This is a genomic window from Allocoleopsis franciscana PCC 7113 (assembly GCF_000317515.1).
GTDB classification, from domain to species: Bacteria; Cyanobacteriota; Cyanobacteriia; order Cyanobacteriales; family Coleofasciculaceae; genus Allocoleopsis; species Allocoleopsis franciscana.
The window spans coordinates 4037202-4062755 of the sequence record NC_019738.1 but is presented as its reverse complement, the minus strand read 5'-3'; the positions used below and the strand labels follow the sequence as shown (position 1 = coordinate 4062755).

21 protein-coding genes are annotated in these 25554 nt (G+C 46.4%); 12 read left to right on the top strand and 9 right to left on the bottom strand.

Features of this window, described 5'->3' with window-relative positions:
* Positions 1–178: 178 nt before the first annotated feature.
* The 6 genes from MIC7113_RS33455 to MIC7113_RS16910 all read left to right on the top strand — a co-directional run bounded on the left by MIC7113_RS33455 (position 179) and on the right by MIC7113_RS16910 (position 9687).
* Positions 179–3640: a response regulator gene (locus MIC7113_RS33455; RefSeq protein ID WP_015183386.1), complete on the top strand. Its 3462-nt coding sequence runs from the start codon at positions 179–181 to the stop codon at positions 3638–3640.
* Between the two features lie 86 nt (positions 3641–3726).
* On the top strand, positions 3727–4557 hold the full coding sequence (locus MIC7113_RS16930; RefSeq protein ID WP_015183385.1) for an aminotransferase class IV: 831 nt from the start codon (positions 3727–3729) through the stop codon (positions 4555–4557).
* A gap of 257 nt (positions 4558–4814) precedes the next feature.
* Positions 4815–5051, top strand: a complete 237-nt coding sequence (locus MIC7113_RS16925) for a hypothetical protein (protein WP_015183384.1) — start codon at positions 4815–4817, stop codon at positions 5049–5051.
* Between the two features lie 648 nt (positions 5052–5699).
* Positions 5700–7427, top strand: a complete 1728-nt coding sequence (gene bicA, locus MIC7113_RS16920) for a bicarbonate transporter BicA (protein ID WP_015183383.1) — start codon at positions 5700–5702, stop codon at positions 7425–7427.
* Positions 7428–7570: 143 nt separating this feature from the next.
* Positions 7571–8986 (top strand): cation:proton antiporter, encoded by a 1416-nt coding sequence (locus tag MIC7113_RS16915; RefSeq protein WP_015183382.1) that lies wholly within the window; start codon positions 7571–7573, stop codon positions 8984–8986.
* Between the two features lie 212 nt (positions 8987–9198).
* Entirely contained in the window at positions 9199–9687 is a 489-nt protein-coding gene (locus MIC7113_RS16910) for a hypothetical protein (RefSeq protein WP_041780105.1), read from the top strand.
* A 7-nt stretch (positions 9688–9694) separates the two neighbouring features.
* Here the strand turns inward: MIC7113_RS16910 and lepB are convergent, their stop codons facing one another.
* Positions 9695–10786, bottom strand: a complete 1092-nt coding sequence (gene lepB, locus MIC7113_RS16905) for a signal peptidase I (RefSeq protein ID WP_015183380.1) — start codon at positions 10784–10786, stop codon at positions 9695–9697.
* Positions 10787–11126: 340 nt separating this feature from the next.
* On the opposite strand from lepB, the gene MIC7113_RS16900 reads away from it, so the two are divergent.
* The 3 genes from MIC7113_RS16900 (at position 11127) to MIC7113_RS16890 (ending at position 14085) form a co-directional block, all read left to right on the top strand.
* A complete protein-coding gene (locus tag MIC7113_RS16900; RefSeq protein WP_015183379.1) occupies positions 11127–12563 on the top strand; it encodes a sensor histidine kinase in 1437 nt (478 codons plus the stop codon).
* A 336-nt stretch (positions 12564–12899) separates the two neighbouring features.
* Positions 12900–13265: a hypothetical protein gene (locus tag MIC7113_RS16895; RefSeq protein ID WP_015183378.1), complete on the top strand. Its 366-nt coding sequence runs from the start codon at positions 12900–12902 to the stop codon at positions 13263–13265.
* 145 nt (positions 13266–13410) lie between these two features.
* Entirely contained in the window at positions 13411–14085 is a 675-nt protein-coding gene (locus tag MIC7113_RS16890; protein ID WP_015183377.1) for a response regulator transcription factor, read from the top strand.
* A gap of 252 nt (positions 14086–14337) precedes the next feature.
* Here the strand turns inward: MIC7113_RS16890 and MIC7113_RS16885 are convergent, their stop codons facing one another.
* A complete protein-coding gene (locus MIC7113_RS16885; RefSeq protein WP_015183376.1) occupies positions 14338–15177 on the bottom strand; it encodes a hypothetical protein in 840 nt (279 codons plus the stop codon).
* A gap of 661 nt (positions 15178–15838) precedes the next feature.
* Here MIC7113_RS16885 and murG point away from each other — a divergent pair.
* Complete coding sequence (gene murG, locus MIC7113_RS16880) at positions 15839–16939, top strand: undecaprenyldiphospho-muramoylpentapeptide beta-N-acetylglucosaminyltransferase (protein WP_015183375.1); 1101 nt, start codon at positions 15839–15841, stop codon at positions 16937–16939.
* A gap of 100 nt (positions 16940–17039) precedes the next feature.
* On the opposite strand, the gene MIC7113_RS16875 is transcribed toward murG, so the two are convergent.
* The 5 genes from MIC7113_RS16875 to MIC7113_RS16855 form a co-directional block, all read right to left on the bottom strand.
* Positions 17040–17567, bottom strand: coding sequence for a L,D-transpeptidase (locus tag MIC7113_RS16875; protein WP_015183374.1), 528 nt, complete (start codon positions 17565–17567; stop codon positions 17040–17042).
* A gap of 93 nt (positions 17568–17660) precedes the next feature.
* The gene (locus MIC7113_RS16870) at positions 17661–18296 is read right to left on the bottom strand and encodes a macro domain-containing protein (RefSeq protein WP_041780104.1); all 636 of its coding nucleotides are present in this window, start codon (positions 18294–18296) and stop codon (positions 17661–17663) included.
* Positions 18297–18430: 134 nt separating this feature from the next.
* A complete protein-coding gene (locus MIC7113_RS16865) occupies positions 18431–18742 on the bottom strand; it encodes a hypothetical protein (RefSeq protein ID WP_015183372.1) in 312 nt (103 codons plus the stop codon).
* A 457-nt stretch (positions 18743–19199) separates the two neighbouring features.
* Positions 19200–19535: a hypothetical protein gene (locus MIC7113_RS16860; protein ID WP_041780103.1), complete on the bottom strand. Its 336-nt coding sequence runs from the start codon at positions 19533–19535 to the stop codon at positions 19200–19202.
* Between the two features lie 189 nt (positions 19536–19724).
* Positions 19725–21314, bottom strand: a complete 1590-nt coding sequence (locus tag MIC7113_RS16855; protein WP_051055709.1) for a tetratricopeptide repeat protein — start codon at positions 21312–21314, stop codon at positions 19725–19727.
* On the opposite strand from MIC7113_RS16855, the gene MIC7113_RS16850 reads away from it, so the two are divergent.
* Both MIC7113_RS16850 and MIC7113_RS16845 read left to right on the top strand, forming a co-directional pair.
* Positions 21292–21645: a hypothetical protein gene (locus tag MIC7113_RS16850; protein ID WP_155898022.1), complete on the top strand. Its 354-nt coding sequence runs from the start codon at positions 21292–21294 to the stop codon at positions 21643–21645. The two genes, MIC7113_RS16855 and MIC7113_RS16850, sit on opposite strands and share 23 nt — an antisense overlap.
* Before the next feature lie 155 nt (positions 21646–21800).
* The gene (locus tag MIC7113_RS16845) at positions 21801–23819 is read left to right on the top strand and encodes a glycoside hydrolase family 10 protein (RefSeq protein WP_015183371.1); all 2019 of its coding nucleotides are present in this window, start codon (positions 21801–21803) and stop codon (positions 23817–23819) included.
* A 56-nt stretch (positions 23820–23875) separates the two neighbouring features.
* Here MIC7113_RS16845 and MIC7113_RS36555 read toward each other — a convergent pair whose 3' ends face one another.
* Both MIC7113_RS36555 and MIC7113_RS33450 read right to left on the bottom strand, forming a co-directional pair.
* A complete protein-coding gene (locus MIC7113_RS36555; protein WP_155898021.1) occupies positions 23876–24133 on the bottom strand; it encodes a hypothetical protein in 258 nt (85 codons plus the stop codon).
* Positions 24118–25506 (bottom strand): lamin tail domain-containing protein, encoded by a 1389-nt coding sequence (locus MIC7113_RS33450; protein ID WP_015183370.1) that lies wholly within the window; start codon positions 25504–25506, stop codon positions 24118–24120. Before MIC7113_RS33450 ends, MIC7113_RS36555 begins: the two co-directional genes overlap by 16 nt.
* Between the last annotated feature and the right edge of the window lie 48 nt (positions 25507–25554).

The window sequence follows — 25554 nt, the reverse complement described above, 5'->3', positions numbered from 1 at the left end:
CAATCAGATGGAAAAAAAATGAACGTTTACTAGTTGAGGTTGCTACCGATAACCATCCTGTCAATGCTGCCAAAATCGCTTCTTTTGGATTCTCTCGTTAATTCCAATAACAGTGTCATGCGAAGGGTGAAAACTCTACTTGTTTCCGATGCAACTAAAGGGAATAACCAACATAACCATGGAAGCCCAATCGCTTAAAGTCCTTTTGGTTGAGGGCAACTGCCAAGAAGCTGCACATTTTGAAACGTTCTTATCACAAGCCCGAAGGATAAGCATTGAGCTGACTCATGCTCAGCGGCTGGATCAGACACTTAAGTATTTAGAGCAAAATGGGTTTGATGTCATTCTATTAGACCTCTGTTTGCCTGATAGCCAGGGGATGGAGGCGTTTGTGAGCATCCGTACCAAAGCGCCCCTTACACCCATTGTGGTTCTGACCGATCTTGAGCATGAACCTCTAGCCATAAAGGCGATGACCTCAGGTGCACAGGAGTATTTAATCAAAGCAGAAATAGACAGCCCTTTGCTGGTTTACGCCCTGCGCTATGCCATTGAGCGCCACCAAGCCCAGATTGCCCTGGCAAAATCACAGCAACAAAACATGCGCGAGACTTATGGTGAGGTTCGCTTACGCCAGCAGGTTGAGCAAGCACTAGAACGAGAGCGCCAGCAATTGCGAGAGATTATTGCTAATGCTCCTGTTGCGATCGCCATGTTTGATACCCAGATGCGCTGTCTGGTGCATTCTCACAAGTGGTCAATGGATTATGGCTTAGAAGGACAGTCCATGATGGGTCGGACGCTGTGTGAGGTGTTTTCCGACTTTCCCCACCGCTGGCAGGCTGTGGTACAACGCGCATTAAACGGTGAAGTCTTGTCCCAGCCAGAAGATAAGTGGGAACGAGAAGATGGCTCCACTCTCTACCTGCGTTGGGCCGTTCAACCTTGGTCTACCCCCGAAGGCTCAGTGGGTGGCGTGGTGATTGCCACCGACCGAATCAACGAATTGGTAGAAGCCAGAGAAGCGGCATTAGAAAACTCGCGACTCAAATCCCAATTTCTCGCCAATATGAGTCACGAAATCCGCACCCCCATGAATGGAGTGTTGGGGATGACCGAATTGCTGGCAAAAACAGACCTTAATCCCGAACAAGTAGACTTTGTGCAGACGCTACGCGTCAGTGCCGAGAATCTGCTGACGCTGCTCAACGACATTCTCGATTTTTCCAAGCTGGAAGCCAGTGAAATGCGTCTGGAGATTCAAGAATTTGACTTAAACCGCTGCATAGAAGATGTCGCGGATTTACTGGCAACCGCAGCTCAGAGCAAAGGGTTAGAATTAGCCGTTTTAATTGATAATAATGTGCCGCGACAGTTATTGGGGGATGCTCATCGACTGCGGCAGATTTTGATGAATTTGGTTGGGAATGCGATCAAATTTACCTTTGCTGGAGAAGTCGTGATTCAAGTGTCTTTGGAATTTGAGACTTCAACCTATTCCGAACTACGATTTTCCGTAACGGATACAGGAATCGGCATTGCACCCGCAGACCAAAAGAAGCTGTTTCAATCCTTTTCTCAAGTGGATACTTCCAGCACACGCCAGCATGGAGGTAGCGGCTTAGGCTTAGCTATTTGTAAGCAGTTGGTAGAACTGATGGGGGGTGAAATCGGTGTTGCCAGTCGAGGGGGAGCTTTCGTCGCGGGGCGGTGGTCGGTGAAAGTGGCTTCACAGCCGGGAAAAAAGAGCAGGAAAACGACAGATTTCCAGCCGAGAGGAGCCGAAACACCTGAGAAACCAGAGAAATTTTTCCCATCCTGTGTACTATCGTGCTCTGCTGAGCTTCCTAAAATCACGCCTCCAACCCTACCAACCCCGCTCCCCTTATCCTCCTGTCCCAAGCAGGGGTCAACCTTCTGGTTCACCTTACCACTGGTGAAACAAGCGAGTAATCTCGCTACGCCACCACCCGCTCTTGATTTGATTGGGTTGAAATTGTTAATTGTCAGTGGTAGCGCCACCATTCGGAAAGTGGTGCATTCTCTGGCAATCTTTTGGGGAATGGATGTCTTGGAAGCGTCCAGTTGTGAAGAAGCTGTCAAGGTTTGGCGATCGGTTGAGCGCAAAAACCAGTTTATTGATGTCGCAATTTTTGACTTGAACTTGCTAGACAGGGAAAGCGAAAGTGTGAGAGCAGCTTTGGCTTTGGTGCTTCAAACCCAGAGTACCAATCAGGCTGCGACCGATTTAACCCGTAACACTGGCACAAACGCCTGGAAGTCGGTTAATTCACCCGGTTCTAGTCACACAACAGGGCTACAGTGCTCAACAAAGTGGTTGCTGATGAACTCGGTGCAAGAGCGATCGCTAGCGTTACGTCTGATGGATTTGGGGTTTAGTGGATGTATCACCAAGCCCTTGAAAGCCTCTAAGCTATTGGGTTGTCTCAGGCAGGTTTTGATGCCCTTGGATGAGTTGAAGCATCGGAGTCAGGTTACTGTGCTTCAACCGCCCTTACTAACGCCGAAGAACGTATCCTACCGCTCAAAGGTGAAAATTTTGTTAGTAGAAGATACTCCGACTAACCAAAAGGTTGTACTCAATCAATTGAAAATGTTGGGTTATGAGGCGGATTGTGCGGTTAACGGTAGGGAAGCACTGGACTTGCTAACCCGGTGTCTAAGCTTAGCTGGGACTAGCGAGCAAAAACTGTTGCCAGGGGGGGATAGTGAAAGGGATGCTCTAGTGATGGCGTCCCAATGGGATGAAGCCCGAATCGGAGAATTTCCTCACGTCACGCCCGAACTGGGCGTCGATAACGCTCCGATTGTTGCGAATGCTTGGCGAACGCTCCGTACTGCCCCTTTGGAGCCATCACGAGCAGCTATTCGTTCCCTGATGCCGTCATCGGCTGTCCCCTATGACATTATCCTGATGGACTGTCAGATGCCTATTATGGATGGTTACGAAGCAACCCAGCACTTGCGTGCCTTTGAAGGTGCATCGCGTCGAACCGTTGTGATTGCGATGACAGCAAATGCTTTGGTGGGCGATCGCGAAAAGTGTCTGGCGGCAGACATGGATGATTACATCAGCAAACCCGTCAGGCTAGAAGAATTAGAACAAGTGTTAGAACGTTGGCTACCGCCACGAGTCAAGGAATCAGCCGGTGTAGGAATCAAACAGCCAGAATTCCCATCGGGGCACTTGAACATGGCTACGAGTCAAAACTCACAACCCTTGACTCCCAACTATTATCACCCCTCTAGCCCTTTAACCCTTTCCCCATCCGTTGCCAAACAGGCGAAAAAAGTACCTGTGGATTTAGAGCGTTTGTCAGAACTCTCTAGGGGAGATACGGAATTTCTCAAAGAACTATTACAAGTTTTTTTAGAAGATGCACTCGTTTACTTGGAAGAATTAAAGAATGCCCTAGCAGCAGGAGACTGTACTACTGTGGCTCGTCGCGCCCACCAACTTAAAGGTTCAAGTGCAACAGTAGCCATCTATCAGATGCCAGAAATCGCTGCTCAGTTAGAGCGTCAGGCTGAAGAAAATCAGCTTTTGGGCGCTTCTGAACTGCTCACTGAGTTAGATGAGATTCTAGAGTGTATTCAAGCCTTCATCAGTGAGGGTTAGGATGGGTCATCATTGATGAGAGTTTGAGCTCATGAGATGATGATTAAACATATTCTTGGATTCACAAAGACGTATCCTAATAGAAAATGACTCAACCGATCTGCTACCTTAATGGGAAATATGTTTCCTTCGATCAGGCTTGCCTGCCCCTCAATGATTTAGGCATTGTCCGAGGGTATGGAATCTTTGATTTTCTCCGCACTTATAATGGAGTACCCTTTAAACTCACAGAACATATTCAAAGGCTGCAAAATTCAGCAAAATTAATTGGCTTAAGTTTACCGTGGTCAAGCGCAGAAATCGAAGAGATCACGCAAAATACACTCACACACAATCATCTTGCTGAAGCTAATATTCGGATTGTCGTAACGGGTGGTGCTTCCGCTGACTTTATTACACCTTTGGGTCAACCGAGTCTAATGGTGATTGTCACTCCTGTTTCTGAATATCCCCAGGAATACTATGAACAAGGGATAAAAGTGATTACTGTACCCATAGAACGGTTCATTCCGAAAGCAAAAAGCCTGAATTATATCTCGGCGATTGGAGCACTCCAACAAGCCAAACAAACGAATGCAGTTGAAGCACTATATGTGAATTCCCAGGGTGATGTATTGGAAGGAACAACGACAAATTTCTTTGTTTTCCGAGGTTCTCAACTCCTTACGCCGAAAGAAGGTATTTTGAATGGAATCACAAGGGACGTGATTTTGGAACTGGCTAAAGATAGATTTGAAATCGTTGAACAATCGATTGCTTACAGCCAGTTAAATCATTGTGATGAAGCGTTTATCACCTCTTCGACTAAAGAGATAATGCCCGTGGTTCAAATTGATGAGTTACATATCTCTCAAGGTAAACCGGGAGAAAATACTCAAACTTTAATGGATTTATTTCAAAACTATGCCAAAAGCTGATGTTGGGTTACCTCGGTTAACCCAACCGATAAAAATAGGCGATCGCATAATTGACCCTAAAGCTTTATGGTGTTGAGATAAACCAATCGATAGACAATCGCTTTGATCGTATCACTGCGATCACCATCTCCTACGAGACTTCTCCAGTAGCGCAGAATGTGATTTGGGCTTACGGCGAGAGATAGTGTTGCTCTATCACCGCAAATATCCTGGCATGATGATTAAGGATGTTATTTCAAGCAGGAGAAACTTCAATTATGCGGTGTGCCATTAGTAGTCGTGCGGGGCAAGTCTTGGCTAGGGGAAGCCTAATTCTTCACAAAGACGACGAGGGTGAATTGCGCTTGGATTTGCAAACCGATGGAGGTAGGCTGATCGAGGGTGGAATTATTGGACCGGATGGAGATATGACCTCAGCCAGTGAACGGTTATTTAGTCGGTTCCTTGAAGTCTGGGGTATGAGCGATTTGACATTGACTGTCACAGTCCGATAAGCGATCGCTTTTGGCATCTCCTCTGTTTGTAGCGGTAGCGACGTTAGCGTAGCACGATCGTCGGCGTGACGCTAGCGGATCGCACTAGGCTTGCCACCCTCCTCTACGATCACGTCTTCTCACAGCCTGAAGCGGGATACCTTAGCCCAGCCCATCCCAGACAGTCGGCGGGAAAAGCCCTGATAGCACCGTACTCAAAGCCACCGCCAAACGGATTGTCTCCTCAGTCGGCAGTTTCAGCAACGGCAAGTTTACCAAAAAGCTTTACTTATACTTATGAGTGCTTGAAGCTATATAAGCTTTTATCTATGATCTTCATTTAAGATTATTTTAACAACTATCGATATTAGGGAAGAATATTGGTTTTAAACGTTGTAAGCTATTTCTAAGCAAACCCAATAACGGTTCACAAGAAATCCCTAAAATTTAGGTAAAAATTCATAGCCCCCTGGGTGACCTGTTTTCAACAAAGCTTTCTCTAATTGAGATTCACACCATAGCGGCTTAGCCTTTAGGAAGGAGGGCTAGCCTTTAGCAAGGCATTTTTGGCTTGCTGAATTTCATGCTTGTAAAAAATGTAATTTACTCAAAGTAGACACACTTTTTGTAAATCAGCATTTTTCTGTCCTTGTATCCAATGAACCCAATATGTCATTGACCAATACTATCCATTTCAGAAACCTAAGAGGGGATTTATTTGGTGGTTTAACGGCTGCGATCGTTTCCTTACCGTTAGCGTTGGCGTTCGGTGTTGCTTCGGGTGCTGGCCCTGTGGCTGGTCTTTATGGCGCTGTTTGCGTCGGCTTTTTTGCAGCATTGTTTGGTGGTACGCCAACTCTGATTTCTGAGCCAACCGGACCGATGACTGTAGTCATGACTGCGATCGTCAGTTCCATGGTGGCAAATAACCCAGAAAACGGCTTAGCTATGGCATTTACCGTAGTTATGCTGTCTGGAATATTTCAAATCGTGTTGGGGATATTTAAGCTGGGAAAATACATTACGCTCATGCCTTACAGCGTAATCTCCGGCTTTATGTCTGGGATTGGAGTCATCCTGATCATCCTACAGATTGCACCTTTTGTGGGACAACCAAACCCTAAAGGTGGCGTGTTGGGGATGGTGCAAAATCTGCCGCAGCTGTTATCCAATATTAATCCTGCGGAAACAGCTTTGGGCGCGATGACGTTGGCAATTATTTTCTTAATGCCAGCCAAAATTAAGCGCTTTGCTCCACCCCAACTCGTGGCATTAGTTGGTGTCACTATAATTTCTCTCGTTTTCTTCGGGAATGCTGACATCAGACGGATTGGCGAAATCCCAATGGGGCTGCCAACCTTGCAAATGCCCACTTTCTCGGCATCTCAAATGGTTGTGATGTTTGTAGATGCGGCAATGCTAGGGATGTTGGGTTGTATTGATACCTTGCTCACCGCTGTAATTGCCGACAGTTTGACTCGCACGGAACACAAATCTGATAAGGAATTAATTGGTCAAGGGATCGGTAACCTCATATCTGGTTTATGTGGTGGACTACCGGGTGCGGGTGCCACGATGGGAACAGTTGTTAACATTCAGACTGGTGCTAGCACAGCTTTATCGGGTATCACTCGTGCGCTAATCTTAATGATTGTCGTGTTGTGGGCCGCCGGTTTAACCCAAAGCATTCCCATGGCAGTGTTAGCGGGTATTGCTCTCAAGGTGGGGATTGACATTCTCGACTGGAGCTTCCTGAAACGCGCTCACAAGGTATCCCTGAAGGGCACACTGATTATGTACGGTGTGTTGTTCCTCACCGTATTTGTTGACCTGATTGTTGCCGTCGGCGTTGGAGTCTTTATTGCCAACATTCTCACGATCGAGCGTCTTTCCGCATTGCGATCTCAGGAGGTGAAGACGATTACCGATGCTGATGATGCCATTATCTTGAACGATGAAGAGAAGCAATTACTCGATCAAGCGAATGGACGTATCCTGCTCTTCTACTTGAGCGGACCCATGATCTTCGGGGTTTCCAAAGCGATCGCTCGTGAACATTCAGCAATGGCAGACTCCGATGTGCTGATTCTGGATCTGAGCGATGTACCAATGTTGGGCGTGACAGCATCTCTGGCAATCGAAAATGCCATCAAGGATGCCAGCGAACAAGGCCGCCAGGTGTTTATCGTCGGTGCAGCAGGCAAAGTTAAACAGCGTTTAGAAAAATTTGGAATTTCCAGATTCGTTCCTCAACATAACTTCTTCGTTGATCGTGTAGAGGCGCTCAAGCAAGCCGTTGCTTTAGTTAATCCTAATGCCGTCGGTATAAATACTACTGGTGCTAACGTCTATCGCTCCCAGGCGAATGACGTTGATACATACGGGTATCAAGCCTAACCCAATCATGCTAACTCTTGCTGTAGAACAGGCAAGATGCCTGTTCTACGTTTGAAAACCACTCCTTTTATTTCTTGAGCTTGCGTGTCCCCAGGCAAAACCTGGGAAAGTCCAAATGCTAATCATTACAACAAACGGAGAACATGATTTTTTCAGAACCAATCGTTAATTCAGTAACTTGGGTAACCTCGCTCACTCATGGGTTGCAACCAACCTTATTAGCAACCGCAACCGAAGCCGAAAATGCTCCTATTGTCCTTACGGGCGTACTGCTAAGTTTAGTTGTCATTTATCTAGCCAGTAAAATTGGCGGCGAGTTGTCTAGGATGATGGACTTGCCTCCCGTTTTGGGTGAATTGCTTGGTGGTGTGGTAGTCGGTGCTTCCGCCCTACATTTGGTGGTGTTTCCCGACAGTGGTGCGATCGCCTCCGACTCGCTGATCATGACCATCCTGCAATTTATTAACAACCTCACGCCTGATTCCGTCACATCCATCTTCCAAAGTCAAAGTGAAGCCATTTCGATTCTTGCCGAATTGGGTGTAATTATTCTCCTGTTTGAAATCGGTCTGGAATCGGACTTAAAAGAACTCACGAAAGTTGGCTATCAAGCCGCCGTTGTCGCTTTTGTCGGGGTAACTGTTCCGTTTGCGGCGGGTACAGCAGGGTTGATGTTTTTCTTTCATACTCCAGCCATTCCCGCGATTTTTGCAGGTGCGGCTCTGACCGCGACTAGTATTGGGATTACCTCCAAAGTTTTGTCAGAACTTGGGCAGCTTAAATCCAGAGAAGGTCAGATTATCGTGGGTGCTGCCGTCATTGATGATATCTTAGGTATCATCGTGTTGGCTGTTGTTGCCAGCCTTGCTAAAACGGGCGAGGTGGATGTTTTCAACGTCATTTATTTGATTGTCAGCGCCACTGTCTTTTTAATCGGTTCGATTCTACTGGGTAAATTCTTCAATCAAAGCTTTGTTGCTGTCGCTAATAAATTGCAAACACGAGGAAACCTGGTTATCCCCGCATTTATTTTCGCATTCTTCATGGCTTTTCTAGGAAATGCCATTCATTTAGAAGCAATCTTAGGCGCATTTGCAGCCGGCTTAGTTTTGGATGAAACCGATAAACGCAAAGAACTCGATCAGCAGGTTAAGCCCATCGCCGATATCCTGGTGCCGATTTTCTTTGTCACTGTCGGTGCCAAAGTTGATTTAGGTGTTCTCAATCCTATTGTTCCTGAGAATCGAGAGGGATTAATTATCGCCACCTTCTTAATCGTGGTTGCGATTATCGGCAAAGTTGTCACGGGTTGGTCAGTCTTTGGACAAGCTGGAATTAACCGCTTGGCAGTTGGCGTGGGCATGATTCCACGGGGCGAAGTCGGGTTAGTTTTTGCGGGGATCGGTGCCGCCAGTGGTGTTCTGGATAAACCTTTGCAAGCGGCGATGATTATTATGGTCATTTTGACAACCTTCTTGGCACCCCCTTTATTACGCTTTGCCTTTAAACAGTCAGTGGAGCCTCAAGAAACGATAGAGCCAGCCGATGTCATCGGGTAATGTCTCTTTCAGTACTGTCTGTGCAAAGTACGAAGGAATCAAATATTAACAACAGTAAGGTGGGCAATGCCCACCTTATTTTTTTAGCCATCCAAAATAGGGTTTACCCATAAATTAGGCTAAAATCTGCTCAAACCCAGTATTCAGCTATATACGTGGTGAGGGGAAAGGCAATGGTTTGTCTAAAAGACTTGTCGGTTAGAGTAACAGGCATGATGTTAGGATGTTTGGCGACTGTCGCAGGTCTTGGAGCAATCGCACAACCCGCATCCGCTCAGGCCGCCTATGGCAGTTATGTGGGTGCTGGAGCGACCTTTGGGATTAACGACGGCCCCCAAGGCAATGGTCGGCAAATCGGTGGAGTGCTGGCTGTACGCTACAAACTCTTAGAACTTCCCTTATCTCTGCGAGCACAAGCTTTGATTGGCTCTGGCACCGCTGTTGTGCCCACGATTTCCTATGATGTGCCCATCAACTGGCAAACCGATGCTTACCTAGGAGTTGGAGCTGCCTTTGCGAGTGGGGATACACCTTCACCCGTGGGCGATAAGACCAGCTTTGCACTACAACCGGGCGTCGATTACGTTGTCCCCAATAGCAATACCGTTCTGTTTGGCAATGCAATTATTGCCTTCGACGCCTATCGCAATGGGGGAGGAACAGCCGTTTCCGTTCAAGGCGGCGTGGGGTTGAGATTTTAAGGAATGACTAATGACTGGTCAAAAGGGACTGAATTCGTTGGGGTGGCCAGTAAATTTTGTAGGCTTTACCCACAATATAGCCCTGTTGTAAAAATCCCCAAATGTGGGAATCAAAGCTGTTGTTGCGATTGTCACCCATGACAAAGTAAGAGTCAGTCGGCACGACTTGCGGTGCCAACTCATAGATGGGAGGTTCTGCAATATAGGCTTCTTGTAGCGGTTGGTTGTTAATATAAACCATACCGTTGGTGATGCTAATGATTTGCCCCGGTTGACCAATTACGCGCTTAATGAAATATTCGGCTTCATTATTGTTGAGCTGATTGTCCATGTCCAGGCTTTTTACTGAGTCAGGGACTCGAAAGACGATCATGTCTCCCCGGTGTGGGGAGTAAAGACTGGATTTGTGAACAAAGATTCGGTCTCCTACCTCAAGCGTCGGTAACATCGACTTACTGGGTATCTCGAAAAGTTCAATATTTTTCTCAATCAACAGGGGAAAATAGTTGCTGATGAGTCCAACCCCAAGGACGAATATAGCAATGAGAGTAATGAGATGCCGCTTTGATCTTTTAGGCTTGGGAAAACCCATAAACGCATCGTAACAAGCCACCGCTGAGATGATCGGAATAAATACGACGAGATGAGAGAAAATATTAGCAAGAGTGGAACAAATAATAATTAATGAAAGGAGAAAGCCGCCCAAAATGGCTTTTTCCAGATATAGTTGACCTAGACCTGGTAAGATTCGGGATAGGAAAACCGCAAACCAGGGGTCTTTGTTAATGCGGGGAATTTTTTCAGATACTTGAATATTTAACTGCCTCCTCGCACAGAAATAGGCATCAAATAGATTCAAGATATAGATGGCGGTAATGGGGAATACACAGATCATCCCAGTCACCGTATTGCCGTTAGGACTGAATATAGACCAAGCCGCGATCGCAATCAGTATTAGTTGACTGGATAAAAATCCCAGTCCCCTGACCCTCTCACCAACGTATAACTGTCCTACCCCTGGGAAAAACATCGAAAGATTAACAGCTAACCAGGGTTCAGGGGAAAGTTTGAGGCTTTGACCCTCTACAGCAATTCTCATCTCACTATTAGTCTGTTAAGTAATCTCTCGTCACATTCGATAGGATACCTGAGCTTGTAGACACGCTCTAGCCTTTGAATTTCAGTTTTCTCAGCAAAAATTAATGCTTCCCTTAGAGCTATATCATTTTACAGAAAACAACTCTACTACAGTGGATATATTATACCAATTGGCTTTATGATTATCACATTTCACACCTCCCTAACCCCCTAATCAATGGGGAAGCCATTAGGATATGTGTCAAAGTTAAACCAAAATGGTATTACGTGTAGACAAAAACGTTCTATCGCTGAAATTTGTAATCAGGTTTATTTGATGAACAGCTCCTTTCTAGCTTCCAATGCAACGGATTAGCAGATTGTGGAAGGCAATCAGTTCAGTTAAGCGAAGACACCTCGATCCAACTTCGCTCCAGTTTCGTCTGACGACAGAAATTGCTGCTTTGTTTGTTTTAGGCTTGGGCAGCGTTGCTATCTGGACAAGTTGGAAAATGCAGCAGATTTTGATGGCAACCCATCAACAGAATGTAGAATACATCGCGGCTCGCTTTTCCCATGATGTTGAACTCTACAGTGAGATGCTATCCCTCAAAGCTGGGGTACAAAAGACTATTAACAATGTGGCAGTACCGGGCTTGCTAATCTGGGTCAAAAGTTCAGATGGTAAGCTACTCGCTCAATCAACAAGCTTGACTCATTCATTCACCGCAACGGCTGAATTGATGTCCCTCGCCGAGATGCCACTCCAGCCTCAAGTTTACAAAGTAAGAGATCGATATCTAATTCTGTGTGAAAGTCCGGTAACTGTTAAAGGGATGATGCTGGGTAAGGTGTACATGGCGCAGGATGTGACCCAGGATCAGCGTCAATTAATTGCAGCAATTGGAAGCCTCGCCATCGTTTGTATCCTGGCAACGATCATGATGATGGCGTTAATTGCCTTTCGGATTCGGCGATCGCTCCAACCCCTTCAAGATATGAGTCAAATGGCAGGTGTCATCTCAGCTAAAGACTTGGGAGAGGCAAAACTGCAATTACGTCATGCCCCCAGTGAAGTGAAAGAACTGGCTCAAACTTTCAACATGATGCTGTCTCGGCTTTTTGATGCCTGGGAGCAACAGCGCCAGTTTGTGAGTAATGTTTCTCACGAGTTACGAACCCCCTTAACGGTGGTAGTTGGCTACCTGCAAAGTGTGTTGCGACGCAGCACAAACTTAAACGATTATCAGCAAGAGGCTTTGGAAACGGCGGCATCTGAAGCCGATCGCACGGTACGCCTGCTGCAAAATTTACTAGAGCTGGCACGAGCAGACAGTGGTTCTATGCATTTTCAGATGGAATCGCTGGTACTCAATGACTTGGTTGCAGAAGTGGCAGGGATGACCGAAAAATTTAGCGATCGCTTGGTTACAGTTAAGGCGAGTACCGAAATTGAGGCCATGGCGGATCGCGATCGCCTGAAACAGGTTTTAATTAATTTAGTTGACAATGCGGTGAAATACTCTGAGTCCGAGCAGCCAATTATCTTAAAGCTGGAACGCGCAAATAGGCAGGCCGTGATTCAAGTGTGCGATCACGGAATAGGCATTCCATTACAAGAGCAAACCCGTATTTTTGAGCGCTTCTACCGTGTGGATGAAGCCCGTTCCCGTATGAGCGGGGGTCATGGTTTGGGTTTAGCCATTGTGAAAACACTGGTGGAAGGAATGGGTGGTAGTATTACCGTTCAATCAAAACCCGGCCAAGGTAGTACATTTATACTTACCTTACTGACCTAACCCCAAACATTCCTACTTAGTCTTCGTAATGTACTGTGGGATATGAATGGTCAGCACAATTATCTGAGAAAATGCTGAGTTTAAACTGAGTGATCCAAACGAATAAATTCAGGAAAGTCGGGGCTTTGTTTCAGAGGAGCTTCAGTGTCAGCAGGGATACTTTGATGAGTTGAGATGACACAAGATTGACAAATTGAAGTCGTGATTTTTCTGCTTAATGCCCTAATCAATCTCAAGTTGTTTGTCCGTCTTGGTCAATGCCACTCATCCGACTTCAGTAAACACACCAAGAGTCCCTTGGAAAACCCTCTATATTGTGACATTCGGAGTAACAAAATGAAACTGACTTCTCTTCTACTTACAAGTGTTGCTTTGGCTGGTATGGTTACAGTTTGGAATGCTCCGTTAAAAGCCATTAACCCTCAACTCGTCCAGGCAGAAGCCGCAGAAATAATGACGGCTCAACAGAAAATTGAGTTAATCACCAAGAATAAAGGTCAGATTGGTGGTGGTGATCAACTTCGTCGTTTCTTCTATGGTGATCTAGAACCAATCGCCGTTCAGCCTGGTGGAGCGGGCATGGTGGTTAACCTTTACAACAAAGCCAACAATGTAACGTTTGCCTACTGTGCGACTTATGATGTAGTCGTCGCGGTGAAGCAGGGCAAAGTTACCGCGTTTTTAGCCAGTGAAGTTAAGTAAAAGTAGTTAGTCAGCTTTGCCTGTAAAGTATTAAGCTTATCAGCCTGATGCACTACCGATCTATCAAAACGCTGGTAGTGCATCGCTGAGTACTAAGGACTGCTCTTAGCAACTTGATAGGGCTAGGCAAAATGGAAGCAGAATGATGACAACACATATTCTTCTAGTTGAAGATGAAGTTAAACTGGCGCGATTCGTGGAGCTAGAACTCAGTAGTGAAGGCTATCACGTAAGTGTTGCACATGATGGAATGTCAGGATTGACCTTGGCACGAGAGTCTGCGCCAGATTTAGCTATTTTAGATTGGATGCTGCCAGGGTTAACTGGGGTGGAACTCTGTCGCCGTCTCAGGGCAACGGGTAACAAAGTGCCAGTCATTTTGTTGACGGCAAAGGATGAGGTGAGCGATCGCGTTGCCGGTTTGGACGCTGGGGCTGATGACTATGTGGTCAAACCCTTTAGTATTGAGGAACTTCTTGCCAGAATTCGCGCCCACTTGCGCCGCACCCAAGAAATTAATGAGGATATTTTGCAGTTTGACGATTTGAGCCTGAATCGTCGGACTCGTGAGGTATTTCGAGGCAAACGAGCGATCGAATTAACGGCGAAAGAGTTTGATTTATTGGAGTATCTTCTCACAAATCCCCGTCAGGTGTTCACTAGAGACCAAATTTTAGAACGTGTCTGGGGTTATGACTTCCTTGGAGATTCCAACATCATTGAGGTCTATATCCGTTATCTACGCCTGAAGCTGGAAGAAAACAACGAAAAGCGGTTGATTCACACAGTACGCGGTGTGGGATATGCATTGCGGGAGTAATAGATATTTCCCGCCTTCTCCTCTTTCTAGGTATAAATATAGCGGTTCTTACACTTGCGACAAGAAACAGTTGTGTAAGCCCTGATCCGGTCAGTGCTAAGAAGTGCCATCCAAAGCCTGTATGGAGGAAAGCATCCTAAAGGTGAAAATTTAAAGAAGGGTGAGGAGAGTTTATATCTAAATTTATCTTCCGCTCCTCCACCGAACCTATGTTTACAAAAACCACCCTAATGATTGAACACCTTAAGCCTTTTATCGGACAGGTTTGGTTGAATTCGAGGAACCATTCACAACCTGCAAGCGCTGCGTCACCATGGTCATGCCATCCTTACGCACCAACACCGCCGAAAGCCAGTGGTCTTGGGGTTTCGTCGGGGCTTTACCCATTTTGAAAATTCCACCGGCGGGTAATAAATCCAGCTTAAATTCACTGGGCTTAGCATAGAGTTCGGGCTTAATGGTGTCTTCTAAAGCCGCTCCTAGTAGCAAACTATCCCCCACAGGTTCCTGGACAATCACATCAAAGTTAAACGACTGACCGGGACGCACCTGCTCTGGTAACAGTACTTCAATCTTGGGCGGATTGGCACCAGACATTTGTTGCGTGCGCTCTCCCAAAATTTCCTGCTGCACAATTTTCTGGTTTTCAATGCGCTGGCGCGATCGCAACGTGGATTCGAGTTTCAGCATCGTACCATTGCTCGGCTTTGTGCCCGTAATATACGTCACCGTTTCTGCCACAATGCCATTGCCCTCACTTTTCCAATCCTTGAGCTCTGTACGGTAATTCAACTGAGAGTAGTGCTGCCATAGTTGACTGATCGCTTTTTCCATGGAGGCGCGTGTCAAACCATCGGAATGTTTGAAATTAGTACCGTAGAACTGCATCACACCGGGAACATCACGACGATTTGCGGCTGCATCGATTTGCGTCAAGATATCTTTAAGCTGAGGAGGTGCGGTTTCGGGGCTTTCGGCTTGCACAATCCTGGCCCATCCCAGGATAAGACCTACGGTGAGTACAAACAACACTGACCAGCTCACAGGCAGAGACTTGGCAAAGGATATCAGGGATTGGGAGCGCTTTTGCATAGAAGTTAGGGGATTGTGCATTGAGAGAATACTAGGGCTTGTTTACATAGACGCCAATTCAGTCTCATTGAAGCTGGGAGGCTCTACTCGTTACTTTATAACTGATTTTCGATTTTAGCTTACTCAGGGAAAGCCCCTCGCTAAGCTGTTACGCATGTCATTTGCTTGTTGAGGCGGCGGGGGAGCAAGGCCGGAGCTCATACGAGGACAGGGGAGAGGATTTGAACTCTTTTATCCTGTGTTTAGAATGTGCAAGTTAAATGCGCTTTAGCTTATACCTGTATCCTCACGGGAAAGTACAGGTATCTACCGAAGCACACTCTTGGGGACTGTACGAATTCGATTGGCAAAAATTTATAGTAAATCCAGAAGAGAAAATAGGGATGATGGATCTGGCCTTTTTAGGGTCAGACTGCCTCCTGCCTTCTGCCTCCTGCCTCCTGCCTTCTGCCTCCCGCCTTCTGCCTCCTGCCTCCTGCCTTCTGCCTTCTTGCACTAGGGAGTAAAATGACCGGATTGGGTATTAGGGGAATCGTAGGAAATAATTTATATAGATATAGATAATTAGACCTTATTCCAGAAGGGTACTAAAATTATCAACTTACAGCTAATCTTTAGATTTTAACGGAAAGTACAGCCGCCCGTAGGAGAACGAAAAACCTTGCATCACCCACCGATTCGATTGTTGATTGCTGCCAGCGGCACTGGGGGGCATCTGTTTCCCGCGATCGCCGTCGCCGACCAGCTACAAGATTATAAAATTGAGTGGCTTGGTGTCCCTGATCGCCTAGAACGAGAGCTAGTCCCCGCTCAATACCCCCTCCACACAATTCCGGTCGAAGGCTTTCAACAGCGTTTTGGTCTAGGTACAGTGCGAATCTTAGGACGCCTTGTCGCATCGATTCTCCAAGTGCGACGACTTCTCAAAACCGGTCAATTTGATGCCGTCTTTACCACAGGCGGTTACATTGCAGGACCAGCAATTATTGCAGCACGGATGCTAGGATTGCCCGTGATTTTACATGAATCGAACGCCATCCCCGGTAAAGTCACCCGTTGGTTTAGTCCCCTATGTACTCGTGTGGCGCTGGGGTTTGCCTCAACGGCAAAATACCTACCCAAGGTGAACACCGCCTATGTGGGGACACCGGTGCGCTCTAGTTTTCAATCACCCCAGAAGCTGGAATTGCCGATACCTGAAGACGTACCGTTGATTGTAGTGGTTGGGGGTTCCCAAGGTGCGATCGCAGTCAATCAACTGGTGCGTCAATGTGCCCCAGCTTGGTTTGAGGCCGGTGCCTGGATTGTGCATTTAACCGGGGAGAAAGACCCTGACGCCCAATCACTCCAGCATCCTCAATATGTTTCTCTGCCTTTTTATCACAACATGGCAGGGCTACTGCAACGCGCCAATTTAGCGGTTAGCCGTGCAGGTTCGGGTTCATTAACAGAACTGGCGATTACACAAACCCCTGCTATTTTAATTCCCTATCCGTTTGCGGCGGAAGACCACCAAGCCTTTAACGCTGCTAGTTTTGCCACGACGGGAGCAGCGTTGGTTTTTCGTCAGACGGAATTGACCCCTGAACTGTTGGAAAGCAAGGTGTTGCATTTACTTCAGTCACCCCAAGTATTGCAGACTATGGCGCAAAAAACGGCGGATCTCGCGGTAGCGGATAGTGGGGTACGATTAGCCAACTTAGTGCGTCAGCTTGTCGAGACAAAGCCTAGTAAATTGAACGTTCATGAACAAGTGCCGTAGCTCAATCCAAGAGTCTAGCAATCATCAGGACTTACGCAAGTTGAACGGCAAGGTGGGCAATGCCCACCCCTCCATGTTGTTTCCCTCAAACGGATTTCAGCTATCGACGAACAACCACGGGTGTGCCGATGCGTGCCCAGTTATATAACCAACGAGCGCTAGCAGGTCGCAAATTAACGCAACCACGACTGACTGGCGTACCAAAGCGATTATGCCAGTAGGCACCATGCAGGGCATAGCCGCCAGAGTAATACATCACGTAAGGAACATTGGGTACGTTGTAACCTGGGCCACGCATTCGAGTTGAGCGGTGCTTGGATTGAACAGAAAAAGTGCCCAGACGAGTCGGTGTGCGCCGCTTTCCGGTTGAAACCATGAAAGAGCGAACCCTTTTTCTGCCATTCCAGGCGGTTACACGTTGAGCAGAGAGGTCAACTTCAATCCATCGCCCTTGACGTTGTTGTCGGGCAACGAGGATTTGAGGATTAGCGCTGGACTGAGTTTCTAAGTTAGTCTTTCCGGCAAAAGCTGGAAGATCCCAAGTTCCTAACGCCACTAGAGCGAGTGTAGCGCCAAGCGATAACGCTTTTGAGAACAGCGTTTTTGCCCAGAGGCGATTCCTTTTCATAATGGCTCACCATACGAAGCGATGAAATTCTCAGAGAGCGAGGCTGCCTCGATATCGAATGAAATGCTTTGGCTAACTCGGTCTCCAGGTCAATCATAAAACAGTCTGGGGCGGGTGTCGTCTTTCCGTAACACCTAAATTCCCTTCTTCCCAAATCTGAAGTTGTCTTTCGCCTGCTACGAAGCAATTGAGCAACTTGGGTGGATAAAGGAAATGGTCATAGGCTAAAGCCATCATTCTGGCTGCCTCAGGATAGGGTACCCGACCAATTCCTGTTCCTAAACCAGGGCAGGCAATGGTGTGAATCTTGTGCTTAGCCTGTTGGTTATGGCGTCGAACAGCTAGCAGCATTGCCCACATCGCCACATAGGGAATGTCTGTCCCTGCGACAATCATGGGAACTCGCATGGTGGGTGTATGGGCGAGAAAGGGATGTTTGGAATGACCTGTTTCCACAATAAATGAGGTGCCGACAGGCTGTTCCCCTAGATACTCTTCCAGGATGCGCTGCTGCACTCTATCCATCAAGGATTGACCAAAAAAACGAATAATCGCCGCATCAATCCCGCCATCCATCAAACCAAAGGAGTTGGCAGGGCTAACCATACAGTCAAACTCTGGCAACCACTCAAAATAGTCATTAACGACTTCTACATTAGGTAAATGATTAAAATGCTCTCGAAAGGCTTCCCACAATAAGGGGTTGGGAGCAACTAGGATTAGTTTCAAGCTTATGTTCTGCCTCCGCTTGAGAACTATTATAGGCGTCAGCATTGCTAAGTATCAAGGAGTTTTTTGCTCCTTGCACATAGAAGAGTTCCAGATTTAGAGTGGAATGCGATGGTTGCTTTACTGCTGTCGTACTATCCCTCGCAAAAGCAAGCTGCTGAAGGCATTGCACTTAAACGACCTTGTATCAGCTCTGAAGTCTGGCTAGTTTGACCGTGGGGAAGCGATGTGAAACTGTATTGCGCTAAATCTATCACATACCCTCGGCGATTCATCTCCGGTCTAATCGAGCTGACTAACAATTGAACGGAATCTCTTCCAGCCACATTTGATAAATCTACCAAGTACTCGGAAACCGCCGCCAGCATACTGAGGCTTGCAGGCCCTATCTCTAGGATAATTTCTAAAATAATTTCAAAAGCTATCAACTTCCAGTGCGGTTTCATGGCAGTAACTCAGTGACTGATGCCAAGCAAGACTAGCTGACTTTGTCTTATTGCTTAATCCATAATCGAGAAGAACAATTTGTTTTCACGGGTAGGCTTAAGACTCTGGCCTTATCTGTCTTTATACCAGCCGCGTCAGAACCAACCTGATCAACAATCTCGATCAGTATTTATTGAATTAATTAGCGTTGTACTCAGAGCCTTAAATACTAAGCTGATGAGACTTCCAAAATTTCGTAGGTGAAGAGGTACTAGTTTTTTGGCGCTGGGGTACGAGTATTTTGGGTAGAGACAGAAAGAATTTATGTACTCAAGATAAAAGCTAATCGTGGACTAGGGTTAAGTACGGTTTTGTGATTATTTTTTAGTTATTTTCCTGTACTCAAAAACTTCTATCAGAATACAATACAGGAGCATAAACTTTTCCAAGTAATTATACTCAAAAACTCTACTTTGTTCAACCCGAACAACACCGAATTAAAGTTTTGGTAACGAAATTGACTATACAAATAAACAACAAAATGATATGTACTGGATGGCACTGGTTTTGGACGTTATAACTACCAGTGGTGAAGGCACCCGCTAAGACTTGTAATTTAGCTTGAGGTTTAGTGTTGAAATCGGTGAGGCTGAGGGCAGTGATGTTGTTAATGCCAAAGCGCTGGACTAACCATTGGTTGCCGTCATAGAGGGCAGCAAGGGGAATATATCGCAGTTGTGCGACTTCAGGACTTTTGAGGAAGGCTTGGAATTGTTGGACAAGTTGCTGCTGATTTTTCCTCAGTTCAATCACACGCTGTTTCTGGGATTCGGTTCTATTAGATATGGGAATGTTTTCGAGTTGGACGAGTTCTTTTCCTTGCTCAATTGCCTTATTCAGAATTGCGTCGTAGCCTTGTTTAAATTGCTGCTCTGGGGCGCGATTGGCAATGCCTTGAGCAGAGTTATCACTGCCTCGAACGTTGTTTAAATAGTCTTCAAGTTACTGAACTTTGAGTAAGTCGAGGACTTGTTGTGCTTCCGAACTTCGACCTTGTTTGAGGAGTAAGTCAGCTAAAGCGCGATAAGTGCCAGCAATGGTTTCGGTATACGACTGCTGTTGTTCTTTTGATAGTCCTCGGATATCTCGCCGAATTTCTTCTCTGACATTGACGGATTGTTTGTAGAAGATAATGGCTTGTTCTGGTTGGTTTTGTTTGGCTAGTAGATTACCGAGATTACTGAGAACCAGTCCTTCACCTTCCTTGTCGCCAATTTCCCGTTTAATTGCCAAGGACTGTTGATAAAACTCAATCGCTTGTCTGTATTGCCCTAGAGAATCGTAAGCATTACCCAGATTATTCAGAGAATTAGCTTCCCCGTTGCGAGCGCCAATTTCCCGTTTAATTGCCAAGGACTGTTGATAAAACTCAATCGCTTGTCTGTATTGCCCTAGAGAATCGTAAGCATTACCCAGATTATTCAGAGAATTAGCTTCCCCGTTGCGAGCGCCAATCTCTCGTTTAATTGCCAAAGACTGTTGATGGAACTCAATCGCCTTCTGGTATTGCCCTAGGGAATAGTAAGCATTACCCAGATTCCCTAGAGAACGAGATTCCCCTTGGCGATTGCCAATTTCCCGTGCAATTGCTAACTGCTGTTGATGGAACTCAATCGCCTTCTGGTATTGCCCTAGAGCAGAGTAAGCTAGACCCAGATTATTCAGAGAATTAGCTTCGCCGGAGCGAGCGCCAATCTCCCGTTTAATTGCCAAGGACTGTTGATGGAACTCAATCGCTTTCTGGTATTGTCCTAGATAATAGTAAGCAATACCCAGATTCCCCAGAGAACCAGCTTCCCCAGAGCGATCACTAATCTCCCGTTTAATTGCCAAGGACTGTTGATAAAACTCAATCGCCTTCTGGTGTTGCCCTAAAGAATCGTAAGCATTACCCAGACCCCCCAGAGAATTAGCTTCTCCTTGGCGATCACCAATCTCCCGTGCAATAGCCAACTGCTGTTGATAGAACTCAATCGCCTTCTGGTATTGTCCTAAAGAATCGTAAGCAATACCCAGATTCCCCAGAGAACTAGCTTCCCACTGATGATCGCCAATCTCTCGTGCAATTGTCAATGCCTGCTGATGGAACTCAATCGCCTTCTGGTATTGCCCTAGAGATGTGTAAGCATTACCCAGATTCCCCAGAGAACGAGATTCCCCTTTGCGATCTCCTATCTCCCGTGCAATAGCCAAGGACTGTTGATAGAACTCAATCGCTTTCTGGTATTGCCCTAGAGAAAAGTAAGCAATACCCAAATTCCCTAGAGAATGAGCTTCCCCTTTGCGATCTCCTATCTCCTTATAGATAGTCAATGCTTGTTGGAAAGACTGTAAAGCCGCTTGAAATTGACTAGTTTTCCCCTGCTGAATCCCTTGTTGTAGCAATCGATTTGCTTCTGCTTTCCGATTCGCTGAGGTTTGAGCCAGTGCAGGTGGTGCAGCGAAGGACAGTGGAAAATTAGGAGCGAATGCGGTAGTGGTAGCAGCGATTAGAGTGATGAGAGCACTGATGCCGATTCTTCTAGGTTGCATGGGGAAAATCCTCGAAGGGCAAGGTGGAGGATGGCTTGGTTACTCAGCATATATCTCTGAGCTGGATGGAAGTTATGCAGAAGTTGTTGTCAGGTTGTTCGCCGAATGTGTTCTCGAAGGATATGAGTTCTTCTCCCAGATTCAGAAATATTTGAGTGAGTTGACATCTTGTACCATTCTCAACCAGTCGAAAAACCTAACCCCCCAGCCCCCTTCCCTGCAAGGGAAGGGGGAGCCGGAAAGCCCCGCTCCTCTTAGGGGAGGGTCAGACCCATCAGTTAATTTGCCAACAGTATCCTTAAGTTCAAGCGTCATCGCCCAAGTCCATTGAAATGGACTGACAGTTATACCCAGTCGTCTAAAGACGACTTTCGCTTTGAGCCAGGGGTTTAAACCCCTGGCGGGTTATTGCGACTGGTGCAAGATATGAAGTTAGCCAAAACGTCGAACAAGGTTAAGATTGAGCCAAGCTAGCTCTGATTGACGATGGTATCTGCCTCTACTCCCTTCTCTGACATTCAAAATCATTGGGCACGCTTATTCATCGAAGCCTTAGCCCAGCGTGGGATTATTAGCGGGTTTCCCCATGGAACATTTCGCCCCAACAACTCCATGACTCGCGTTGAGTTTGCTGCCGTTATTGCCAAAGCCTTTCCCAAACCGACAAAGCGGCAGTATATTGGTTTTGCCGATGTACCTCCTAGCCACTGGGCTGCCACTGCCATTCGCAAAGCTTACGAAACCGGATTTATTAGTGGCTTTCCCGATAACCACTTCCGCCTCAACGATAGAATTTCTAGGGTACAGGTTTTAGTGTCCCTCGTCAGTGGCTTGGAGATGGTCTCGAAGGTCAAATCTGACCTGATAGCAGGACTTCCAGCCATTTACCAGGATACGGCAATTATTCCTAGCTATGCCAAAGACGATGTAGCGATCGCAACTCGTGCCGGACTTGTGGCAAACTATCCCAATATCAAGTTACTCGGCCCCAATGTCGCGGCAACCCGTGCCGATGTGGCGGCGTTTGTCTATCAAGCTTTAGTTTATCTGGGTGAAGCTCCTCCAATTCAATCTAACTATATTGTGGTTCCCCCAGAACCTGGATTGCCCCTTCATCAGACGATTACCTTAAGTCATCGCCGGGAATTCCGAGGCGTGTGGGTAACAACGGCATGGAACAGTGATTGGCCTTCCAAGCCGGGACTTCCGGTTGAACAACAGAAATCTGAACTCATTAACATCCTAAACCGAATACAAGCCCTAAACTTCAACGCTCTCATTTTACAGGTACGACCAGAAGGGGATGCTCTGTACGCCTCTCAACTAGAGCCTTGGAGTGGTTGGCTGACAGGAACTCAGGGGAAAGCCCCCTCACCCTTTTATGACCCTTTGGAGTTTGCGATCGCAGAATGCCACAAGCGTAACATTGAACTTCATGCTTGGTTCAATCCCTACCGCGCCAAGACAAATGCCAAACCAGGTGGGACGGTTCGCCCTCACATTACCATCACCAATCCCCAATATGTTTACACTTGGGGCAATCAGTTGTGGATGGACCCAGGCGCACAAGTCATTCAAGACAGGGCTTACAATGTAATGCTCGATGTGGTGCGCCGCTATGATGTGGATGGCATTCACCTGGATGATTATTTTTATCCCTATCCTATCGAGGGAAAGTCCTTCCCCGACAGCAAAACCTACTCCGCCTATAAATCGGCTGGCGGTAAACTCAGCTTGGGCGACTGGCGACGGGACAATGTGAATAAAATGGTTCAGCGCTTATGGGCAGGAATTAAGGCCACAAAACCCCATGTCAAGTTTGGTATTAGTCCCTTTGGCATTTACCGCCCCGGACAACCGCCTCAGATTACTGGACTCGATGCGTATAGTGTGCTATATGCAGATGCGAAAAAATGGTTGGAACAAGGGTGGCTGGATTATCTAGCGCCGCAACTTTATTGGAAGATTGACCAAAAAAGCCAGAGTTATCCCGTGTTGCTGAAGTGGTGGACGGGTGTTAACCCCAAGAAACGACATATTTATGCGGGGAACAATGTAGGGCAGTTAGATGGTAAGAGTTGGAAGCTTCCAGAGATTAACAAGCAAGTTGAACTGACGCGCAACCTGTATGAGAAGTTATCACTGGGGAATATCTTCTTCAGTATGAGTGCTTTCACGGAAAATCGTCAGGGCATCTATAACAGCTTCAAGTCTTCGGTGTATGCCAAACCTGCACTGGTACCTGCGATGCCATGGCAGGATAATTTACCCCCCTTTCCTCCCACCGGAGTTGCCGCCAAAAACCGCCAACTAACTTGGAAGGCAGCCGATGATCGAGATATTCGGGCTTGGACGCTGTATAAGCAGACTAGTGGTAGCTGGACGCTGGAACGAATTTTACCAGGAGCGACTAGGGTGGCGACGGTGGAACCGGGAAAGTATGCCTTATGTGCGGTGGATAGGATGGCGAATGAAAGTGCGGGAGTGGTTGTCTCGGTGAGTTGATAATAATTTGCCTCTTTCCCCTTAATGAGGGTCTTAATATCTATGTTTCTTCCCGCTTAATTGAGAATAGACCGCGATCGCGTCAGCCTGCGGTCGGCATATCGGCTAATAGTTTTTAGCCTTTGTTCGGTTATCTCTACTTTCGATATCTTTCTGTTTATCCTTTGTGTTTTAGGCGTTAGGAAAACGCGATCTGCGCTTTGCTGCTTACGCACCATGCAACACATTCGCTCTTCTCGCAACGCGATCGCACAATCGCTCAATTTCTTCGGTTCATCATCGAGCGAATGCCTCTTAATCAGGACAAATTGCAACCGTAATTGTACACTTCTTCTTCGCCCGATCGGTCGATTATCGCCCAATGTACTGTGTTGAGTTCAGGAATTTGTAACATAAATATCCAGTTAGCTTCTATGCTTTCCCCTCTTGTTGGGAGCATCGGTGTCTGTGGTGTACACAGGGTAATTTTAGTGGTGGGTTTTTGCATATAGTGGTAAGCCGAGGATACGTGATCGCCATTAAAATAGGCGTATGGCACACCCACAGCAGCAGCTTCTTGTGCGATCGCGTCTACAGCCGAGCCTTCTTCTGTGTTGTCAGCTTCAAAGCTATCGTAGGCAAAAGTTAATGCTTCCTCAAAAGTTACCTTACCGCCTAAAGCTTGTTGTGCCTTAATCGCTTCTGGATCTGCCTCTAGGATGAGATTGTCATAGCCAAGGGATTTTGTCAGATTAGATAACATCTGACTTTGCTCAGTATAAGCATAGCTAGACATCAAATTTCCTTGAGCATCATACAGCCGTCCCTCGTCTGAAGAGTTATTCCAAACAGAGCGTTTGCTACCGAAAGAGAAGCCGCCTGATTCGGGATGCACCTCGTTAGTATAAACTCGACACTCAGCTCCTTTTTTCAATACTGTCCCTGTGGGAAAATAAAATTCTTGATTGCGATTTATGCCTTGAATTTTCCAGCCTGATATATCTATATCAACCAAACTCTCGTTGACAATAGCGATATATTCGTCCGCCTCTGTGGATTTAACACTTCCATCTGAAAAAATCCTGTTTATCCTGACGTGGGGTGTCGCCTTTGAGAGATCGAGTATTGCATACAGCCCTTCTCCATCAGAACTAGAAACGAGAATTTGATTGGCCTGTTCGTCAGGTTGAAAATCTATAATCGAACTACCATTGCGTTGATAGAGAGATTTAACTCCAGCAAAAATCGGATGCTCGCTATTAATGGGTTGATTTCCTGAAATCCCATTATAGCCCTCTTTAAACTGTAAACCAACTTCCCAAAGAAACCAGTTAAACTCATACCCTGTAGCATAGTCTTCATCTTCCGTATCGGCAGCTAAGTAAACGCTCCCTCCAGCGTTAACCAAATCTCTGAGTATAGGGTCATCAATAGTTGTTTCATGTGTAAAAATCGCATCCACATTTTCTGGGATATCATATCCTACAGTCCATGTATGACCCGCTTGAGTCATTGTTTGTGCTAAAGCCGATTCAGATTCGCGTCGATCAGGGTCAGAATAAGAATGAAACTTGCCGGGACGACCGCCCGTGAACCAATTAGCAATATTGATGGCAAAAGTTGCCGCGTCAGGAGATTGTTCAAATCCGAGGTTACTTAAAGTTGAAGCATCATTAGCGAGAATTATTTTGCCAAATTTTTTGTTCATTTTAGTGGCTCATAAGTTTTTTCAGCATCAATGGAGATGAGTTGTATT

What these genes read in the sequence shown, in the direction of transcription:
- MIC7113_RS33455 (WP_015183386.1), top strand. Translation starts at nt 179, where the DNA reads ATGGAAGCCCAATCGCTTAAAGTCCTTTTGGTTGAGGGCAACTGCCAA.
- MIC7113_RS16930 (WP_015183385.1), top strand. Translation starts at nt 3,727, where the DNA reads ATGACTCAACCGATCTGCTACCTTAATGGGAAATATGTTTCCTTCGAT.
- MIC7113_RS16925 (WP_015183384.1), top strand. Translation starts at nt 4,815, where the DNA reads ATGCGGTGTGCCATTAGTAGTCGTGCGGGGCAAGTCTTGGCTAGGGGA.
- bicA (WP_015183383.1), top strand. Translation starts at nt 5,700, where the DNA reads ATGTCATTGACCAATACTATCCATTTCAGAAACCTAAGAGGGGATTTA.
- MIC7113_RS16915 (WP_015183382.1), top strand. Translation starts at nt 7,571, where the DNA reads ATGATTTTTTCAGAACCAATCGTTAATTCAGTAACTTGGGTAACCTCG.
- MIC7113_RS16910 (WP_041780105.1), top strand. Translation starts at nt 9,199, where the DNA reads ATGATGTTAGGATGTTTGGCGACTGTCGCAGGTCTTGGAGCAATCGCA.
- lepB (WP_015183380.1), bottom strand. Translation starts at nt 10,786, where the DNA reads ATGAGAATTGCTGTAGAGGGTCAAAGCCTCAAACTTTCCCCTGAACCC.
- MIC7113_RS16900 (WP_015183379.1), top strand. Translation starts at nt 11,127, where the DNA reads ATGCAACGGATTAGCAGATTGTGGAAGGCAATCAGTTCAGTTAAGCGA.
- MIC7113_RS16895 (WP_015183378.1), top strand. Translation starts at nt 12,900, where the DNA reads ATGAAACTGACTTCTCTTCTACTTACAAGTGTTGCTTTGGCTGGTATG.
- MIC7113_RS16890 (WP_015183377.1), top strand. Translation starts at nt 13,411, where the DNA reads ATGACAACACATATTCTTCTAGTTGAAGATGAAGTTAAACTGGCGCGA.
- MIC7113_RS16885 (WP_015183376.1), bottom strand. Translation starts at nt 15,177, where the DNA reads ATGCAAAAGCGCTCCCAATCCCTGATATCCTTTGCCAAGTCTCTGCCT.
- MIC7113_RS16875 (WP_015183374.1), bottom strand. Translation starts at nt 17,567, where the DNA reads ATGAAAAGGAATCGCCTCTGGGCAAAAACGCTGTTCTCAAAAGCGTTA.
- MIC7113_RS16865 (WP_015183372.1), bottom strand. Translation starts at nt 18,742, where the DNA reads ATGAAACCGCACTGGAAGTTGATAGCTTTTGAAATTATTTTAGAAATT.
- MIC7113_RS16850 (WP_155898022.1), top strand. Translation starts at nt 21,292, where the DNA reads ATGCCGATTCTTCTAGGTTGCATGGGGAAAATCCTCGAAGGGCAAGGT.
- MIC7113_RS16855 (WP_051055709.1), bottom strand. Translation starts at nt 21,314, where the DNA reads ATGCAACCTAGAAGAATCGGCATCAGTGCTCTCATCACTCTAATCGCT.
- MIC7113_RS16845 (WP_015183371.1), top strand. Translation starts at nt 21,801, where the DNA reads ATGGTATCTGCCTCTACTCCCTTCTCTGACATTCAAAATCATTGGGCA.
- MIC7113_RS33450 (WP_015183370.1), bottom strand. Translation starts at nt 25,506, where the DNA reads ATGAACAAAAAATTTGGCAAAATAATTCTCGCTAATGATGCTTCAACT.